This window comes from Rhizobium sp. AP16, from assembly GCF_000281735.1.
GTDB lineage: Bacteria > Pseudomonadota > Alphaproteobacteria > Rhizobiales > Rhizobiaceae > Rhizobium > Rhizobium rhizogenes.
Genome location: NZ_AJVM01000001.1, coordinates 380,879 through 399,483 on the forward strand (window position 1 = coordinate 380,879; position 18,605 = coordinate 399,483).

An 18,605-nucleotide genomic window follows, 5' to 3' on the forward strand; every position below is an offset into this window, starting at 1 on the left:
TTTCGACATTGCCGAACGCGCAGTGAATTTCGAACCGGAAGATAGGCCAAGCATGTCGCAGCTTTGTGCCGAAGATGTAGACGCATGTCGCGGAGCACGATGCGGCTCGGCCAAGGCACGAAGACAGGCTCATCTTGACAATGCCCGGGCCAACGCAGTGCCAAGCCTCACGTTTTTCAGGAGCTCTGCTCCGCTTTGGCCCTTGTCGTCACGGCGCGGGGCTCTTGCTGCGTCGCAGCATCGGAGCGCGCGTTAATTGCCATAAAGTTGCGACAGCTTGTTACAAATTGGCCCGTGCCGGGCACATCCCTGCGACAGCCGCCGTGTAGTTTGCCGCCTCCAAAGTCCCCAAGACGTCGACGGAGTTGAGCACGATGGTTCCGACCTCATACCCTTTGAAATGCAAAGTATCGGCCACGCGATCTAAGGGCGAGCCGACCGGCGGTCACTGCCGGCGTGACCGCTGATCGCCATCCCCGCCCATCAGATATGGAGTTCCATATGCGTATGCTATTCGTCCGCTTGGCTGCCGCTTCTATAACAACCTTGAGCCTGACCGCGTGCGAACGGGGCGAGGCTTCCGCTCCGCAGACCCCACCGCCGCCAGCCGTCGGCTTCATCACGGTTTCCCCCGAGGCCTTGCCGATGACCACCGAGCTTCCCGGCCGGGTGACCGCCACGAGAGTGGCAGAGGTCAGGCCGCGCGTTTCGGGGATCGTCACCGAACAGGTCTTTCAACAGGGCGCGACGGTAAGCCAGGGAGACGTGCTCTATAGAATCGACCCGGCGCCCTTCAAGGCTCAAGTCGACAGTGCCGAAGCCACCCTGCGCAGGGCAAAGGCGGTGCAATTGGATGCGAGACAGACTGCCGAGCGGCAGGAACAGCTCCGCAAGTCGAATGTCACCAGCCGGCAGGATTATGATTCCGCCGTCGCCCGGCTGGCGCAGGCCGATGCGGATGTCGCCGTCGCAGAGGCAGGGCTCGTCTCGGCCAAGCTCAACCTGCAATATTCCGATGTGACGGCGCCGATCTCCGGCCGGATCGGGCGCGCCATGATCACCGAGGGCGCGCTGGTCTCGGCCAACGGCTCCGAGAACCTGGCGACGATCCAGCAACTGAACCCGATCTATGCCGACTTTACGCAACCGGCTGCCGATCTCATCCGTCTCCGCAAGGCGTTCGCCAATGGGAGCCTGACCGCGGGGTCCAACGAGGCCCGCGTCGGGTTACGCCTTGATGACGGGACGGAATACCCGCATCCCGGACGGCTGCTGTTCTCGGAGGCGGCCGTCGATGCGACCACCGGGCAAGTCACTCTTCGGGGCGAGTTTCCCAATCCCGACGGCGAACTGCTGCCCGGCATGTATGTGCGCGTCGAGGTCGCGCAGGGAACCCGAAACGCGGGCCTTGCGGTCCCGCAACAGGCTGTCCAGAGGGACGCGGCCGGCAATGCGAGCCTTCTCGTCATCGCGAATGAAAACAAGCTTGAGCAGCGCAGCGTTGCGGTCGGCCGCGCGGTCGGCCAGCGCTGGATCATAGATCAGGGCATTCAAGCCGGAGACCGCGTCGTTGTCGACGGCTTCCAGCGGGCGCGCGCCGGCGCGACGGTAGCACCTCAACCCTGGATCGATCCTGCTGTCGCCGCCGCCAAACCGACAGCGGAAACGGCCGAGCGTGCGGCCGTCCAAGCCAATTTGCCCCTGCAAAGATAAGGTGCCTCCATGGCCAATTTCTTCATCGACCGCCCGATCTTTGCCTGGGTCGTGGCAATTTTCATCACGCTTGCGGGCATCCTCACCCTGCCGCTCATGCCGATCGCGCGCTATCCGCAGGTCGCGCCGCCGCAGATCACGGTTTCGACGAACTACCCCGGCGCCACGCCGGAAGACATCTACCAGTCGGTCACCCGTCCCATTGAGGAGGAGCTGAATGGCGTTCCGGGGTTGCTCTATTTCGAATCCGTATCGGAGGCCTCCGGCCGCATCGCGCTCAACGTCACCTTCGAGACGGGAACGAATGTCGGCGAGGCGCAGGTCGAGGTGCAGAACCGCATTGCCCGTGTCGAGCCGCGCCTGCCGAGCGCGGTGACGCAGCAGGGCATCAGGGTGGATCGGGCGGGAACCTCGTTCCTGATGATGGTCGTGCTGCGCTCGGAGGATGGCAGGACGGACGCGGTCGGTCTCGGAGACTATCTGAGCAGAAACGTCATTGGCGAGCTGCGGCGCGTTCCGGGCGTCGGCAACGCTCAGCTCTTCGCCACGCAGCGCTCCATGCGCGTCTGGATGGACCCGGACAGGATGCTCGGCCTCAACCTGACGGCGGCCGATATCACCAATGCGATCAGCGCGCAGAATGCCCAGGTCACGGCGGGGCGGGTCGGCGCCAGCCCGAATTTGCCCGGCCAGCAGACATCGGCCATCGTCAACGTCCAGGGGCAGTTGCGGTCGCCGCAGGAATTCGGCGAGATCATTCTTCGCGCCAATCCAGACGGTTCCACGGTGCGGCTGCGCGATGTCGCGCGGGTCGAAGTCGGCGGAGAGAATTATAATTTTGCAAGCCGTCTCAACGGTCAGCCAAGCGCGAATGTCGGCATTCAGTTGACGCCGACCGGCAATGCGCTTGCCACGGCCGAGCAGGTCCGCGCGACCATGGAGGACCTCTCCCGTTATTTCCCGCCTGGCCTCAGCTACGAAGTGTCCTACGACACCACGCCTTTCGTCGAAGTTTCCATCGAAAAAGTCGTGCACACGCTGCTGGAGGCGATCGTCCTCGTCTTCATCGTCATGTTCCTCTTCCTGCAGAACATCCGCTACACCATCATTCCGACGCTCGTCGTCCCGGTCGCGCTTCTCGGCGCGTGCGCGGTGATGTACGCCGCCGGCTTCTCGATCAACGTGCTCACCATGTTTGCCATGGTGTTGGCGATCGGCATTCTCGTCGACGACGCGATCGTCGTGGTCGAGAATGTCGAGCGCATCATGGCCGAGGAAAAATTGTCGCCGAAGGAGGCGACGAAGAAGGCGATGTCGCAGATCACCGGGGCGATCATCGGCATTACCCTTGTCCTGACGGCGGTCTTCATTCCGATGGCGTTTTTCCCCGGCGCCGTCGGGGTCATCTACCAGCAGTTCAGCCTGACCATGGTGGTCTCCATCCTGTTCTCGGGCCTGCTGGCGCTGACCTTCACGCCGGCGCTCTGCGCATCCTTCCTCAAACCTGTCTCCCACGGGCATGAACGCAAGACTTTCTTCTTCCGCGGATTCAATCGCGGTTTCGACAGCCTGACGCGACGATATTCGGTCGGCGTCGGGGCAACGGTCAGACGCGCTGGCCGTTTCATGCTCATCTATGTTGCCCTGCTCGGCGGACTTGGATGGGCTTACCTGCAATTGCCGAACTCGTTTCTGCCGAACGAGGACCAGGGCTACCTGATCGCCGAACTGCAGGCGCCTGCCGAAGCAAGCACCGACAGGACGCGCGAGGCGATCAGGCAGATGGAAGGCATCCTTATGGAGGAAAGCGCCATCAGGAATGTCGTCGCCGTCTCGGGCTTTTCCTATTCTGGTTCCGGGCAAAATGCCGGTCTTGCCTTCATCACGCTGAAGGATTGGAGCGAGCGCGGCCCGAGCGATTCCGCCGCCGCGATCGCCGCGCGGGTGAATGCAAAATTTGCCGCGATTCGCGATGCCTCGGTGCGCGCGCTCTCGCCGCCGCCGATCCAGGGGCTCGGCACTTCGAACGGATTTGCCTATCGCCTTCAGGATCGATCAGGCGCGGGGCAGGCGGCGCTTGCCGCGGCCTCGGCGCAGTTGCTGAACGCAGCCCGGGCAAGTCCCGTGCTTGCCGGGGTGCGTGTCGAAGGCCTGCCGGATGCCGCGCAGATCAACCTGATGATCGACCGGGAAAAGGCAAATGCCTTCGGCGTCGGCTTCAGCGACATCAACGCCACGCTGTCGGCGAACTTTGGGTCTTCCTATATCAACGATTATCCGAATGCAGGCCGTATGCAGCGCGTGACCGTGCAAGCGGATGCCGTGCAGCGCATGCAGACCCAGGACCTGCTGAGGCTGAACGTCAGGAACAGTCACGGCAGCATGGTTCCGCTGTCCGCCTTCGCATCGATCGACTGGGTTCGCGGCCCATCGCAGGTGGTCGGCTATAATGGCTATCCCTCGATCCGTATCGGCGGGCAGGCGGCGGCTGGGTATTCCTCGGGAGACGCCATCGCCGAAATGAGGCGGCTGTCGCAGCAATTGCCGGCGGGCTTCGGCTTCGAATGGACCGGGCAATCCTTCCAGGAAATCCAGTCGGGATCGCAGGCGCCTTTCCTGATCGGCCTCAGCATTCTCTTCGTCTTCCTGCTGCTGGCGGCCCTCTACGAAAGCTGGTCGATCCCCCTGTCGGTCATGCTTGTCGTACCGCTCGGCGTGCTCGGCTCGGTCCTGGCGGTGATGCTGCGCGGGCTGCCGAACGATATCTATTTCCTCGTTGGTCTTATCGCCATCATCGGCCTTTCGGCCAAGAACGCCATCCTCATCGTCGAATTCGCAAAGGATCTCGTCGCCGAGGGGCGCTCGGTGCGGGAGGCTGCGATCGAGGCTGCACGGATGAGGTTCCGGCCGATCCTGATGACCTCGCTTGCCTTCACCTTGGGTGTCGTGCCGTTGGCGATCGCGACGGGCGCAAGTGCGGCAAGCCAGAACGCCATCGGAACCGGAGTGCTTGGCGGCATGATTTCCGCAACCCTGCTCGCAATCTTCTTCGTCCCGGTGTTCTTCGCCTTCGTCGTCGGTTTCCTCCGCAAGCCGGAGAAGAGTCCGCATCCGCGTGAACCGGAGCTTACCAACGCGGTCGGTTCCGGCATTCACGAAACTTGATGGCAATGCCCGTCGAGTAGCGGCGTCCGTTCCGGTTGGAACGGACGCCGCTACCGGGCGGTCATTGTGAAACTTTGATACACTTTTTTCGATGCGGACGGGCCTGAGCTTTTGTAAAGTGGCTCAACATGGTGGAAACTGTATATGCAAAAAGCTGCGCATATCGCTGTCGTCGATGACCACGCGGATATAAGAAACCTTGTCGGCCAGTATCTTGAGCAGCAGGGCTACCGGGTAAGCGTGGCCGACAGCGGCGCGGCACTCAGGCGCATCCTTGAGCGCAGTGCAGTCGATCTCGTCGTTCTCGACGTCATGATGCCGGGCGAGGATGGTCTTTCCGTATGCCGTCACCTGCGAGCGACGATGGATGTTCCGATCATATTCCTCACGGCGATGACCGAGGATACCGACCGCATCATCGGTCTCGAACTCGGCGCCGACGATTATCTCGTGAAGCCATTCAATCCACGCGAGCTGCTGGCGCGGATCAGGGCCGTCCTGCGCCGGGCAAACAGCGTGCCGCAGCAGCAGCGGGAAACGTTGAAAAAGGCAAAGGTCGTCCGCGTCGGGCACTGGCGCGTCAACATGGGGCGGCAGGAACTTTCCGGAGATGATGGCGTCGGCATTCCGCTCAGCACCGCGGAGTTCAGGCTTTTGAGAGTGTTCCTCGAACGTCCGGGCCTCGTTCTAAGCCGCGAGCAGCTTCTCGACCTGACCGTCGGCAAGACGGCCGATATTTTCGACAGAAGCATCGACAATCAGGTGAGCCGGCTGCGCAAGAAGATTGAGCCGGACCCGAAAAACCCGTCGGTCATCAAGACGCATTGGGGTGGCGGTTACAGCCTGTCGGTGGATGTGGGGTTCGAATGATCTACTGGTGGAGGAGAAGCCTTGCCGCGCAGTTCATAGGGTTCACGCTGCTTGCACTCGTGGTGTCGCAGGCCCTGACATTCGTGATCTCCTGGGATGAGCGAACCAAGGCGCTGCATGCGGCCATGAAAAGCGAGTTCTTCAGCCGGTGCGCCTCGGTCACGCGGCTGATGGAATCCGTGCCCGAGCCGCTACGCAACCAAGCTCTTTTCGCCAGTGAGACCAACTATTCCCGCTTCTGGCTCTCAAAGGACGAGCCGACCGATGCTAAGGCGTGGCGTGCCCGCGCCGCAACGGAGCTGACCCGCCCGATCGAAAATTTCATCGATCTTACCGGAAAGTATGGTGTTCGCTCGAACCCCAAGGCAGGCAGCCTGATGTCCAAAGAGGTGATTGCGGCAGATGCGTCCATCAGATGGACCACGCCGCCGCCGGTTCTGTGGAACTCGCCGCAGCCTGCCAAATTCGTCTACTTCGGCGATCACAACGGGTATGGGCTGGCGATCAAACTTGGAGATGGCGTTTGGCTGAACACGGCTTTCTACAAGCCCGACATCGACCAGTGGTGGAGTGTGAAATCACTCACTTCGCTGGCGATGACCGCACTTATCCTGTCGCTGATCGGGGTGTTCATCGCTAGCCGCATCGCTCGCCCGCTGAGACGTCTCGCGCTTTCGGCGGAAGCTTTGGGTAGGGGTGAAAACCTCCCGCCTCTGCCTGAAAACGGTCCCGACGACATCAGGCGCACCGCCGAGGCATTCAATAAAATGCAGGAGCGTCTTCATCGCTTTGTCGATGACCGCACCCGGATGCTGGCGGCGATCGGCCACGATCTCAGGACACCGCTGACCTCGCTGCGGCTCAGGACCGAATTCGTCAAGGACGCCGACATCCAGCAGAAGATGCTGTCGACGATCGACGAGCTTCAAAGCATGACCGAGGCCGCCATTTCCTTTGCGCGGGGAGAGTCCACGGCGGAGGAAACACGCGCCATTGAGCTCGAGGCGCTGGTCGGCAGCATCTGCGACGATCTTGCCGATCTCGGCTTGCCGGTGGAATACATCGAGGGGCCGAAGACAACCTACCGGTGCCGGCCGGATGGGCTGCGCCGCGCGGTGCGCAACCTAACCGAAAATGCGGCGCGCTATGGCGGCCACGCGAAGGTCTATATCCTCCATTCAGCCGCCACCATCGACATCGTCGTGGAAGACAATGGTCCGGGCATTCCCGAGAGCATGCGGGAGAAAGTGTTCGCGCCCTTCTTCCGCCTGGAGGCGTCCCGAAGCAGGGACACGGGCGGCGTTGGGCTGGGTCTGTCGATCGCCCGCGCCATTGCACGACAGCACGGCGGCGATATTCAGCTCACTCCCAACGATCCCGGTCTCAAGGCGGTCATTTCCTTGCCACAGGAAGGCCAGGTGCAAACACCTGCAAGGGCGAGCAGGCGAAAGAGGCGTGCACGCTCGTTCAAACTGGCAGGTCAGGAAGGTTAGGCGCAAGCGCGCAAGTGCTTCTTGAGGGATGGCTCGCTTTGCCGGTATCTGATCATTGATCGGCCGCAGGGATGTGGGTCACGGCGATCCATTCCAGGGTTCGGGCTTCGGGATCGGCGTTCAGCGTGATGTCGGTCACGACGGCAGCGCTGTCGGCGCCGTTCTCGAACACGCCCGCGATGCGATCCAGGTTCAGGCCGCCGATGGCGACGAGCGGCAGTCCTCCGATCCGGTCCTTCCATTCGCGCAGACGGTCGAGGCCCTGTGGCGCCCACGGCATCTTCTTGAGGATGGTCGGATAGACCGGGCCGAGCGCGATATAGTCCGGGCTGGCGGCAAGGGCTGTGGCGAGTTCGGCCTCGTCATGCGTCGAAAGCCCGAGCTTCACGCCCGCTTTGCGAATGGCGCTGAGATCAGCGACGACCAGATCCTCCTGTCCGAGATGGATGAAGTCGCACCCTTCTTCGATGGCAAGCTGCCAGTAATCATTGATGATGAGCTGGCATTGATGCGCCGCGCAGATCGCCTTTGCCCTTTGGATTTCGGCACGGATCTCCGACGGCGTGCGATCCTTGATGCGCAGTTGCACCAGCTTGACGCCGAGCGGCACCAGCCGGGCGATCCAGTCGGCGCTGTCGACGATTAGGTAGAAGGGGTCGAGCCTCATGCGAAGACCGCCTTTCCGATCACCGGTGTCGATGGCACCGCCATGTCACGCGGCTCCAGCATGCCAGCGGTAAAGGCCAGCCGGCCCGCATCGATCGCCTTGGCGAAGGCGCCGGCCATAGCAGCGGGGTCGCGGGCGCCGGCAACGGCGGTGTTCAAGAGCACCGCATCGAAGCCGAGCTCCATTACCGTCGTTGCATGCGATGGCCGGCCGATACCGGCATCGACGATCAGTGGCACATCGGGGAAATGCGCCCGCATGGCCCGAAGAGCAGACAGATTGAGTGGCCCGGCCGCGCTGCCGATCGGCGCGCACCAGGGCATCAGGACCTTGCAACCCGCGTCCAGCAGCCTCTCGGCCACCACCAGATCGTCGGTCGTATAGGGAAAGACCTCGAACCCTTCGCTGGCGAGAATGCGTGCGGCTTCCACGAGCCCGAAGACATCCGGTTGTAGCGTGTCGTGATTGCCGATCACTTCGAGCTTGATCCAGTTGGTCTGGAACACCTCGCGTGCCATCTTGGCCGTCAGTACGGCTTCGGAAACCCCATGGCAGCCGGCGGTATTGGGAAGGATGCGGACGCCGAGTGTGCGGATCATCTCGAAGAACGCGCCGCCATTGCGCCCGCCGGCGGTCTCGCGGCGCAGCGACACCGTTACGATCTCTGTTGCCGATTGTCTGACGGCCTCAGCGAGAATAGCGGGAGAGGGGTAGCGGGCGGTGCCCAATAGAAGGCGCGACGCGACTTCGGTTCCATAGAGAGCAAGCATGGGTCAGCCTCCTTGCATCGGGGTCAGAATTTCAATCCTGTCATTGTCGTTGAGGGCGTGGTCGGCGCGATCCTCGCGATGAACGAGTTCGCCGTTGACGGCGGTCGCAAGCCAGTCGCCCTCATAGTCCAGCGTGACCAGCAGTTCGGAAAGCGTCTTAACGGTGATGGTCTGGGGCTCGCCATTGACGATCAGTCTCATGGGAAAGGCGCTCCTATGGTGGTTCGGGAAAAGACAAGATTAGCGGCCTCAGCGGCCATGGCCGGCGCCAGCAGGAAGCCGTGGCGATAAAGACCATTGAGGACGACCGCATTCCCCTCTCGCCTCACGCGCGGAAAATTATCGGGGAAGGCCGGGCGGATACCGGCGCCGGTTTCAACGACGGTGGCATCCGCAAACGCCGGATGCAGCGCATAGGCGGCATTCAGCAATTCCATCAACGAGCGCGCCGCGATTGGCCCGTCGAACTCGGTTTCGATCATCGTTGCGCCGACCATGAAAAGGCCGTTGCCGCGAGGCACGATATAGACGGGAATACGCGGATGCAGCAGGCGAATGGGCCGCGCGAGCACAACCTCGCTGGTCTGGAGGTAGAGCATTTCGCCTCGCACGCCGCGCAGGTCTGGAGTTTGGGCGAGACGCGCGCCGCCTGTGCAGTCGACAATGTCGTCGAAATCCTGTCCGCGTGCAGTCTCGCTGACGAAGGTGACGCCTTGCCTGCAGAGCTTTTCTTGCAGCGCTCGCAACACTCGTCGCGGATCGAGATGAGCTTCGCGGGGAAAGAACAAGCCCTGCCGGAAGCGTCCGGCAAGCGCCGGTTCCAGCGCGGCTATGGCTTCTTCTTCCAGCCATTCATAACCCGTCGTGCGGCCGGCGAAGCGCTTCAGCTCGCCGTGATCGCGCGCCGGTGCGACCACGAGCGTTCCGTTGCGGACGACGTGTCCCGGGAGGATAGCATCCCACCGATCGGGAGCGTCCATGCCACGTAAGAGCACGGCCTCCTCGGCGCTTTCACGCTCGCACCAGGGCGCCAGCATGCCGCCCGCAAGCCAGGACGCGGCATGGCCGAACCCTGGACGCGGGTCGAAAACCGTGACCTCGGTACCACGAGCATGGAGTTCATGCGCGACCGTGAGGCCGGCGACGCCGGCCCCTTTGACAAGGACCTGCATCTCAGCCGGCCGAGGGCTCGACGGCATCGACTGGCATGTAGAGATCGCCGCCCTCGCGGTATTTTGCCGCCATCGCCTCCAGACCTTCCTTCTGTGCCTCAGCGCGGATGTCGTGCGAGATCCGCATGGAGCAGAATTTCGGGCCACACATGGAGCAGAAATGCGCGACCTTGTGTGCCTCCTTCGGCAGTGTTTCGTCGTGGAAGCTGCGGGCGGTTTCCGGGTCCAGCGAGAGGTTGAACTGATCCTCCCAGCGGAATTCGAAGCGGGCGCGCGACAGGGCGTCGTCGCGCAGCTGTGCGGCCGGATGCCCCTTGGCGAGATCGGCGGCATGGGCGGCGATCTTGTAGGTGATGACACCGGTCTTGACGTCGTTGCGATCCGGAAGACCCAGATGCTCCTTCGGCGTGACGTAGCAGAGCATCGCCGTTCCGAACCAGCCGATCATGGCAGCACCAATGCCGGAGGTGATGTGATCGTAGCCGGGTGCGATATCGGTTGTCAGCGGCCCGAGTGTATAGAAGGGCGCCTCGCCACAGACGGCGAGTTGCTTGTCCATGTTCTCCTTGATCTTGTGCATCGGCACATGGCCGGGGCCTTCGATCATTACCTGGCAATCCTTAGCCCAGGCGATCTTGGTCAATTCGCCCAGCGTCTCCAACTCGGCAAACTGGGCCGCATCATTGGCATCTGCAATCGAGCCGGGACGCAGGCCGTCGCCGAGCGAGAAGGAGACGTCATAGGCGCGGCAGATGTCGCAGATCTCTTCGAAATGCTCGTAGAGGAAGCTCTCGCGATGATGATGGAGACACCACTTGGCCATGATCGAGCCACCGCGCGAGACGATGCCGGTGACGCGGTTGACGGTGAGCGGGATGTAGTGGAGCCGCACGCCGGCATGGATGGTGAAATAGTCGACGCCCTGTTCGGCCTGCTCGATCAGCGTGTCGCGGTAGACCTCCCAGGTCAGGTTCTCGGCAATGCCCTCGACCTTCTCCAGCGCCTGATAGAGCGGCACGGTGCCAATCGGCAACGGAGAATTGCGGATGATCCATTCGCGGATATTGTGGATGTTGCGGCCGGTCGAAAGGTCCATGACGGTATCGGCACCCCAGCGCGCCGCCCAGACCATTTTCTCGACCTCTTCGGCCATCGACGAGGTGACGGCCGAGTTGCCGATATTGGCGTTGATCTTCACCAGAAAATTTCGGCCGATGATCATCGGCTCTGCTTCCGGGTGGTTGATATTTGCGGGGATAATAGCGCGTCCCGCGGCCACTTCCTGGCGGACGAATTCCGCCGTCACATGATCCGGAATATGGGCGCCGAAGCTTTCGCCGTCGCGGACCATGGCCTCCGCCTGCGCCTTGCGGCCGAGGTTTTCGCGGATGGCGATGAATTCCATCTCTGGCGTGATGATGCCGGCGCGCGCATAGGCGAGCTGGGTGACGGCCCTGCCACCCTTGGCGCGCAACGGCTGGCGCAGCGTGGGGAACTCGGGCGTCAGCCTTTCGCCGCTGGCAAAGCCATTGTCTTCAGGGCGCACATGACGGCCCTGATAGGCCTCGACGTCGCCACGGGCGAGCACCCAGTTGCGACGCAGATCCGGAAGGCCCTGCTCGATGCGGATATCGGCGCCTTCGATCGTGTAGGGGCCGGAGGAATCGTAGACGATGACCGGCGGTTCGCCAGAAGTCGGATGAAGGCCGATTTCGCGCATCGGCACGCGGATGTCGGGATGGATGTCTCCGGGAATGTAGATCTTCCGGGATGCCGGCAAGGGGCCGGTGGTGACTGTCGGGGTGATATTCTTTGCGGCGATATTCATGGTTTGAGGCTCCAAGTTGCGATTGGAGACCCAGTCCTCAGCCGGAATGATGAAAAGACGCCGGCTCAGGATTCCACGCGTGAATCCATAAGCCTTTCGAGCGCTTGCACCGTCCCTACGCCAGTATGAACTGGATCAGGTTCAACGGGTCACTGCGCCACAATCGGCAAAGCCGTATTGTCCAGCAGTATCTCAGCCCCTTGCCGGGACCCCCCTGGTGAATGTCGTGAAGGCTATGCTCTCGGTTCGGGTGATGTCAACCCCGCAAGCGAAGTGATAATTCCGTGGCTTGTCTGCGAGGCGGTTCGGCCGAGCGACACGGCTATGTTTTGGGCGTGCTCGTCGTTTCGCGGGTCACGAGTTCGAAGCCGACATTCAGGCGGGTCTCCATCGGTTGCCCGGTGGTGCCGTCCGGCTCCAGGATTGCAAGTAGCAATTCCCCTGTCTTTCGGCCGATCATTGCGGCGTCGACGCGGATGGTCGACAGTGCTGGCACACACTGGTGGGCGATGTCGAAATCGCCGAAGCCGAGAATGGAAAGGTCGTCCGGCACGACGATCTTGCGGCGATGACATTCCATCAGCGCGCCGACCGCGGATATGTCGGAAACCGCGAAGACGGCCTGAACGTCGGGCGCTTTTTTGAGAAGCGTGCTCAGCGCCTCCGCTCCGTGATCGTAGGACGAGGGCGCGGCATTCTGGCGAACGATGAAGTCGTCGGAGAGATCGGCCTCCCGAAGGGCCGAGGCAAATCCGAGCAGGCGACTTTCGCCGCGAAAATCGGTGGCGTCCGCGGTGACCGCCGATCCGATGGCGCCGATGCGGCGATGGCCGAGGGAGATGAGATGCCGGGCCGCCAGGCGCCCGACCTCGTAGTTGGAAAAGCCGACCGCATGGTCGACCGGGTGTTCCGACACGTCCCAGATTTCGACGATCGGAATGCCCGCCCGCAGCAGCATCTCGTTGGTCGCCTTGGTGTGGACCGCGCTGGCGATGACGATGGCATCCGGACGTCGCGCCAGCATGGCGCGAACGATGCGTTCTTCTTCGGTCAGGCTGTACATGGTGTAGCCGATCAGAAGCTGGTAGTCGGCGGCGCGCAGCGCACCCGCAAGGCCTTGTGCGGTGTCGGCGAAGTTGGCGTTGGTCAGCGTCGGTAGGATCGCAGTGATGAAGTTGGTCCGACGCGAGGAGAGTGAGCTGGCGGTCCGGTCCGGCACATAGCCGAGCTGCTCGATCGCCGTCATCACGCGATTGCGTGTCGGCTCGGCGACCAGCGTTGGATCGGCCAGCACGCGCGAAACGGTCATCTTCGAAACGCCGGCAAGCCGCGAGACGTCGCTCATGGTCGCCTTGCGGGATGTGTCTGAAGGATGCGCCACGGTTTCCCCTGTTTCTGGCTCACGCAATCCGCTGGTAGACGAGATGGTAGAACCGGCCGTCGCACATGCTCATCATCTCGTCGGTAATGGCGCGACCCTCCAGGCGAACGGGCGAGGCGAGCGCCTCTTCCACGGCTTCCATCGACGGATAATCGATTTCCTGGACCATGATGATCGGCGCGGCTCCGGGGTCGCTGCGCCCGGTTCGCATCACACGCACGGCCTGGGCATTCGGCATGCGCTTCCACACGGGTAACAGCTTTTCCTCGACGATGCGAAAGAATTCCTCTTCGCGGCCGGCATGGATTGCGCCCTCGAAAATCGCGGAGCGAGTGAACATGAATTTTCCTCCCTTAAAGCTCTGTCTGAATTGCTGTGTCTGATCTGACTTGCAATGATACCGGTAACATGCTCTATTGCAACTACCAACCGAAAAGGTGCGAACTGGATCGGGAGCGGTGGAGGAATGCAAGCATTATCGTTTTGAATTCCGTGGGAGCGGATTAATAGGCCCAAGGCTGCTGGCTTTGGCAGAGCAATTTTCCCATCCATTTTTCCTATGTTACCGCAAACATAGGTACCGCGAATGGGGTAGTGGTTTCCACCGCGAAGGCTCCGGGGAGTGGGTAGCGGCGGAGTGTGACAAAGCACCAGATGGAGGAGTATCATGAACATTTCGAAATCCCTGCGTGGGATCATGGCGGCAGTCGGCATTGTGGCCGCGGGGCTGCTCGCGACGACACAGGCGCATGCGACGACGCTGAACGACATCGTCTCGCGCGGCAAGGTTCGCATTGGCGTCCTGACCGGTGCTCCGCCGATGGGCATGGTCGATGAGAAGGGCAATCCGGCCGGCTATGACGTCGACGTCGCCAATCTGATCGCCGGCTACCTTTCGCTGCCGGTAGAGCTGGTTCCGCTGACGCCGCCGTCGCGCATTCCGGCATTGCAGACTGGTAAAGTGGACTTCCTCGTCGCAACGCTGGCGCCGACCGGCGAGCGGGCGAAGACGGTGATGTTCACCCAGCCCTACAGCGCCTTCAACATGGACATCATTTCCGGTCCCGACCAGAAATTCACCCAGCTGTCCGATCTCCAAGGCAAGCGCGTTGCGGTGAATCGTGGTTCGTCGCAGGAAACGGCGCTGCGCAAGGCGGCGGTTCCCGGTCTCGAAATCGTTGTCTATGAGGACGATTCCACCAGCGCACAGGCGCTGATCGCCGGCCAGACCGACGCGGCGGCCGTGCCGTCCACGGTTGGCGAGGCGATCATCAAGCAGCGCCCGGATGCGGGTCTGCAGGTCGGCTTCACTTTCTTCCAGCAGGGCAACTCCATGGCGACGAAGATCGATGATTTCGAACTGCGCCAGTGGCTGAATACCGCGATCTATCTCATGAAGGTCTCCGGTGATCTCGACAAGATCTCGATGAAGTGGACCGGCCGGCCGATGGCGCAGCTTCCGTCCTTCTGATTGGGTTTGTGCCTGTGCCCGCCGGCGGAACATTCGCCGGCGGGTCGCGAAACCTCAATGAGGTCCTTTCCATGTCCTATACGTTTCAATTCAGCGCGCTCGCGCAATATCAGGGTGAGTTCCTGAGCGGTCTGTGGCTGACCATCAGGCTTTCGGTTCTCTCCATCATCCTTGGCTCCGCCTTCGGCATCGTGCTTGCCTCTCTGCGCTCCGTCCGGGGCAAGTGGGTGCGGTTTCTGGTCGACGCCTATGTCGAGGTTATCCGCAACACGCCCTTTCTGGTCCAGCTTTTCATCGTCTATTTCGGTCTGCCGGGTATTGGCCTGAGGGTTGGTGCCGATACGGCGGCGCTGATCGGCATGACCATCAATCTCGCCGCCTATTCGACGGAAATCATCCGGGCGGGCATCGAGGCGGTGCACAAATCTCAGATCGAGGCGGGCGAGGCGCTCGGCTTCACGCGGTTTCAGATCTATCGCCATGTCATCATCGTGCCGGCCGTCGCCAAGGTCTATCCGGCGCTGTGCAGCCAGTTCGTGCTGATGATGCTGGCATCGAGCATCTGCTCGGCGATCTCGACCCATGAACTGGCCGCCTCGGCCGCCTTCGTGGAATCGCAGACCTACCGGTCCTTCGAAGTCTATATCGTCGTCACACTGATGTATCTGGCGCTGGCGCTTGTGTTGCGCGCCGGTCTCGCGCTCGTCGGAATGTGGCTCTTCGGCCGCCGCGTCGCACGCCGCACGATCACGGCCCTGCCGGAGGCACAGGCATGACACTCAGAACATTCGGTATCAATGAATTCACCTTCCTACTGCAATCGCTGCAATGGACCGTCGTTCTGACGATCATTGCGCTGATCGGCGGCGGGCTCCTGGGCTTTGCCGTCGCGCTCGCCCGCACCTCGTCGATCAAGGCCGTGCGTATCGCTGCAGGCACTTACATCCAGGTGATCCAGGGCATTCCGGTCCTGATGATCCTGTTCCTGTCCTATTACGGGCTGAGCCTTGCCGGCTTCGAACTGCCGCCGCTGATTGCCGCGGGTGCGTCGATGACGATCTATGCCTCCGGCTATCTGGCGGAGATCTGGCGGGGTTGTATCCAGGCCGTGCCCAAGCAGCAATGGGAGGCGTCGGAATCGCTCGCCATGACCCGGTTGCAGCAATATCGCTACGTGATCCTGCCGCAGGCGGTGCGGATTTCCCTGCCGCCGACCGTGGGCTTTGCTGTGCAGGTGGTCAAGAATACCTCGATCACCTCGATCATCGGCTTCGTCGAACTCGCCCGTGCCGGGCAGCTCATCAACAATGCGACGTTCCAGCCGTTTCGCGTCTTCATCGCTGTGGCGGCCCTCTATTTCGTCGTCTGCTACCCATTGTCCCAGCTGTCGCGTTGGCTGGAAAGGAGGCTTCATGCCGGAAGTAATCGTTGAAAATGTTCACAAGAGCTTCGGTGCGCTCGAGGTTCTCAAAGGCGTGTCGCTGAGCGTCGGGCGTGGCGAGGTCTTCGCGCTGATCGGTCGTTCCGGCTCCGGAAAGAGCACGTTGCTTCGCTGCATGAACGGGCTGGAGAAGATCAATTCGGGCCGGATCGAGATTGCCGGCCATGCGCTCGGCGGCGATGCCAAGTCGCTCAGGGATCTTAGAACCGATGTCGGCATCGTCTTCCAGAGCTACAATCTGTTTCCGCACCTGACGGTCGGCGAAAACATCATGCTGGCGCCGCGCATCGTCAAGGACGTCAAGAAGGCGCAGACCCGCGAGATCGCCCGCGAAGTGCTGCAACTCGTCGGCCTGTCGGAAAAGTTCGATGCCTATCCGGATCAGCTCTCCGGCGGCCAGCAGCAGCGCGTGGCCATCGCCCGCTCGCTTGCCATGCGGCCGAAGGTGATGCTCTTCGACGAGGTGACCTCCGCGCTCGACCCGGAATTGACCGAGGAAGTGCTGCTGGTCATGGAGCGACTGGCGCGCGACGGCATGACGATGATCCTCGTCACCCACGAGATGAGCTTTGCCCGGCGTGTCGCGACCCAAACCATCTTCATGCACAAGGGCACGATCTGGGAGCAGGGACCGTCGGCGGAACTATTCGCCAACCCGCAAACGCCGGAGCTGCGCCAGTTCGTGAAATCAGACGTGAAATGACCCTCGTTCAAAGTTTGAGTTGATCCATGACCGTAGACATCCTGCAGCTCTGCCCACTGACGCCCTTTCTTGAGGCTGAGTTGGCCAAACGATTTGCCGTCCACCGCCTCTTCGAGATGGAGGACAAGGCAGGCTTCCTGGCGGCCAATGGCGATAGCATTCGCGCCGCCGTCACCGGCGGTCACCTCGGTATTCCCGCCGATCTGGCCGCCGTCCTTCCCAAACTCGAAATCGTCGCGATCAACGGCGTCGGCTTCGACAAGGTCGATCTGGCCGAGGCGAAGCGGCGGGACATTCGTGTCTCCAACACGCCGGATGTACTGACGGCCGATGTCGCGGACCTGGCGCTTGGGCTGATCCTTGCCTTTGGTCGGCAATTGCCGCGTGCCGATGCCTATGTCCGGGCAGGCAAGTGGCTTTCGGCCGATATGGGGCTTTCGACGCGGGTCGCCGGCCGCCGCTACGGCATTTTCGGGCTCGGCCGTATCGGCATGGCGATTGCGAGGCGCCTCGAAGGTTTCGACGCCCGCATTTCCTATTCGGCCCGCTCGAAGCGGGATGTGCCCTACGACTATCATGAGACGCTCGCAGCGCTTGCCGCAAATTGCGATGTCCTCATTCTCGCGGCCGCCGCCACCGCCGAAACCAGGCATGTGGTCAACGCCGAAGTGCTCGATGCGCTCGGGCCGAACGGCACGCTCGTCAACGTGGCACGCGGCTCGCTGGTCGATGAGCGGGCGCTGGTCGTCGCCTTGCGGGATCGGCGGATCGGCGGCGCGGCACTTGATGTTTTCGAGGATGAGCCGCGTGTGCCGGAGGAGCTCTTCGAGATGGACAACGTGCTTCTGGCACCGCACCTCGGCAGCGCCACGTATGAGACCCGGCGGGCAATGGCCGATCTGGTGCTTGCCAATCTCGACGCCCATTTCGCCGGAACGCCGCTGCCGACGGCTGTCGTCTGAAGAGCTGAAGCTGGATATCAATGGAGAAAAGATGAGCGGACGCAACGCCGCTCAGCAGATCTGTGACCTTATCAGGGATTGAATTTCTTCAGCCATTCCAGCGTTGCGGGAACCAGGTGGCTATCGATCGTCTGCGGCCCGGTAAAGGCGTTGAAAACGTGATCCATGTCGAAAACGTCCAGACGTTCCTCGCCATCGTGATAGTCGAGAAGGACCTGGCCGGATGCCGGCTGGGGCGTGACCGTCGTATCCTTGCTGCCGACAATGACTTGCAGTGGGCCGGGATAATGCGCGATCGCCGCGATCGTGCTGGTGGTCGGCATTTCCTTGAAGAAGGACGCCTTCAGTGTGGTATCGACGCCCCAGGGCAACCTAGCGGTGATCTCCGTGTCCGGCGGGCTGGTCAATCCTTTCGCGACATTATCCGCGCCGAGGACGTTGCCGTAGGTGTAAAGCGGCGTCACCACCGGCGCCCATAAGGTCACGGACTTGACCTCCGGGCGCGCCCTGGCCACATGGGCGCCCACGAGGCCGCCCTGGCTCCAGCCGAGGATCGAGATCTTGGAGCCATCGACCTTGTCGCTGGCCTTCAGCCAATCCACCGCCGCGATGCCATCCTTGATCTGGCGGGAGAAGGTGGTATCCGCCCATCTGCCATCGCTCTCCCCGGATCCACGGAAGTCGATCCGCAGGCTTGCATAGCCGCTTTCGGCAAGAAGCCGGGCGCTGCGTGAAAAGACCCCGTCCTTGGTGTCCTTGATGGGCAGTTCGTCGCGCGAGCCACCAAAGCCGTGGAACATGACAACGACGGGCGCTTTGGGGTTGCTGTCGATCGTTGATAGGGTGCCGATCACCTTTTGCCCGTCGACGCTGAACGAAACCTTCGTCTCTGCGGCGGACGCGAAACTGGAGATGGCCGCCACGGCCAGGCACACGAGCCCAAATTTGCTCGCCTTCGTCATTCCAAAC

Annotated in this window: 17 protein-coding genes and 1 riboswitch; of the genes, 9 read left to right on the forward strand and 8 right to left on the reverse strand. The window is 62.0% G+C overall.

Annotated elements, in window-relative coordinates; translation table 11 throughout:
* The first annotated feature begins 501 nt into the window (after positions 1 to 501).
* The 4 genes from PMI03_RS01760 to PMI03_RS01775 all read left to right on the forward strand — a co-directional run bounded on the left by PMI03_RS01760 (position 502) and on the right by PMI03_RS01775 (position 7,241).
* Complete coding sequence (locus tag PMI03_RS01760) at positions 502 to 1,713, forward strand: efflux RND transporter periplasmic adaptor subunit (RefSeq protein ID WP_007689233.1); 1,212 nt, start codon at positions 502 to 504, stop codon at positions 1,711 to 1,713.
* 9 nt (positions 1,714 to 1,722) lie between these two features.
* A complete protein-coding gene (locus PMI03_RS01765) occupies positions 1,723 to 4,878 on the forward strand; it encodes an efflux RND transporter permease subunit (protein WP_007689234.1) in 3,156 nt (1,051 codons plus the stop codon).
* 144 nt (positions 4,879 to 5,022) lie between these two features.
* Positions 5,023 to 5,748, forward strand: coding sequence for a response regulator (locus PMI03_RS01770; protein WP_007689235.1), 726 nt, complete (start codon positions 5,023 to 5,025; stop codon positions 5,746 to 5,748).
* A complete protein-coding gene (locus PMI03_RS01775; protein ID WP_007689236.1) occupies positions 5,745 to 7,241 on the forward strand; it encodes an ATP-binding protein in 1,497 nt (498 codons plus the stop codon). Before PMI03_RS01770 ends, PMI03_RS01775 begins: the two co-directional genes overlap by 4 nt.
* A gap of 52 nt (positions 7,242 to 7,293) precedes the next feature.
* Here the strand turns inward: PMI03_RS01775 and PMI03_RS01780 are convergent, their stop codons facing one another.
* The 7 genes from PMI03_RS01780 to PMI03_RS01810 all read right to left on the reverse strand — a co-directional run bounded on the left by PMI03_RS01780 (position 7,294) and on the right by PMI03_RS01810 (position 13,399).
* Entirely contained in the window at positions 7,294 to 7,908 is a 615-nt protein-coding gene (locus PMI03_RS01780; protein WP_007689237.1) for a thiamine phosphate synthase, read from the reverse strand.
* The gene (locus PMI03_RS01785) at positions 7,905 to 8,678 is read right to left on the reverse strand and encodes a thiazole synthase (protein ID WP_007689241.1); all 774 of its coding nucleotides are present in this window, start codon (positions 8,676 to 8,678) and stop codon (positions 7,905 to 7,907) included. The genes PMI03_RS01780 and PMI03_RS01785 overlap by 4 nt, the downstream gene beginning before the upstream one ends.
* A gap of 3 nt (positions 8,679 to 8,681) precedes the next feature.
* Positions 8,682 to 8,879, reverse strand: coding sequence for a sulfur carrier protein ThiS (gene thiS, locus PMI03_RS01790; RefSeq protein WP_007689242.1), 198 nt, complete (start codon positions 8,877 to 8,879; stop codon positions 8,682 to 8,684).
* Positions 8,876 to 9,850 (reverse strand): glycine oxidase ThiO, encoded by a 975-nt coding sequence (gene thiO / locus PMI03_RS01795; protein ID WP_007689243.1) that lies wholly within the window; start codon positions 9,848 to 9,850, stop codon positions 8,876 to 8,878. The genes thiS and thiO overlap by 4 nt, the downstream gene beginning before the upstream one ends.
* Before the next feature lies 1 nt (position 9,851).
* Positions 9,852 to 11,678 carry a phosphomethylpyrimidine synthase ThiC gene (thiC, locus tag PMI03_RS01800; protein WP_007689244.1) on the reverse strand — a complete coding sequence of 609 codons (1,827 nt, stop codon included), beginning with the start codon at positions 11,676 to 11,678 and terminating at the stop codon, positions 9,852 to 9,854.
* Positions 11,679 to 11,772: 94 nt separating this feature from the next.
* Positions 11,773 to 11,904, reverse strand: a riboswitch (TPP riboswitch).
* Positions 11,905 to 12,000: 96 nt separating this feature from the next.
* Positions 12,001 to 13,023: a LacI family DNA-binding transcriptional regulator gene (locus tag PMI03_RS01805; RefSeq protein ID WP_007689245.1), complete on the reverse strand. Its 1,023-nt coding sequence runs from the start codon at positions 13,021 to 13,023 to the stop codon at positions 12,001 to 12,003.
* Positions 13,024 to 13,078: 55 nt separating this feature from the next.
* The gene (locus PMI03_RS01810) at positions 13,079 to 13,399 is read right to left on the reverse strand and encodes a hypothetical protein (protein ID WP_007689249.1); all 321 of its coding nucleotides are present in this window, start codon (positions 13,397 to 13,399) and stop codon (positions 13,079 to 13,081) included.
* 327 nt (positions 13,400 to 13,726) lie between these two features.
* Between PMI03_RS01810 and PMI03_RS01815 the strand changes: the two genes are divergently transcribed.
* The 5 genes from PMI03_RS01815 (at position 13,727) to PMI03_RS01835 (ending at position 17,636) form a co-directional block, all read left to right on the forward strand.
* On the forward strand, positions 13,727 to 14,530 hold the full coding sequence (locus tag PMI03_RS01815; protein WP_007689251.1) for a transporter substrate-binding domain-containing protein: 804 nt from the start codon (positions 13,727 to 13,729) through the stop codon (positions 14,528 to 14,530).
* 71 nt (positions 14,531 to 14,601) lie between these two features.
* On the forward strand, positions 14,602 to 15,306 hold the full coding sequence (locus PMI03_RS01820) for an amino acid ABC transporter permease (protein ID WP_007689253.1): 705 nt from the start codon (positions 14,602 to 14,604) through the stop codon (positions 15,304 to 15,306).
* Complete coding sequence (locus PMI03_RS01825; protein WP_007689255.1) at positions 15,303 to 15,962, forward strand: amino acid ABC transporter permease; 660 nt, start codon at positions 15,303 to 15,305, stop codon at positions 15,960 to 15,962. The genes PMI03_RS01820 and PMI03_RS01825 overlap by 4 nt, the downstream gene beginning before the upstream one ends.
* Positions 15,943 to 16,674, forward strand: a complete 732-nt coding sequence (locus PMI03_RS01830; protein WP_007689256.1) for an amino acid ABC transporter ATP-binding protein — start codon at positions 15,943 to 15,945, stop codon at positions 16,672 to 16,674. Before PMI03_RS01825 ends, PMI03_RS01830 begins: the two co-directional genes overlap by 20 nt.
* Positions 16,675 to 16,700: 26 nt before the next feature.
* Positions 16,701 to 17,636: a 2-hydroxyacid dehydrogenase gene (locus tag PMI03_RS01835; RefSeq protein WP_007689257.1), complete on the forward strand. Its 936-nt coding sequence runs from the start codon at positions 16,701 to 16,703 to the stop codon at positions 17,634 to 17,636.
* 71 nt (positions 17,637 to 17,707) lie between these two features.
* On the opposite strand, the gene PMI03_RS01840 is transcribed toward PMI03_RS01835, so the two are convergent.
* Positions 17,708 to 18,598, reverse strand: coding sequence for an alpha/beta fold hydrolase (locus PMI03_RS01840; protein WP_309574296.1), 891 nt, complete (start codon positions 18,596 to 18,598; stop codon positions 17,708 to 17,710).
* Positions 18,599 to 18,605: the final 7 nt, after the last annotated feature.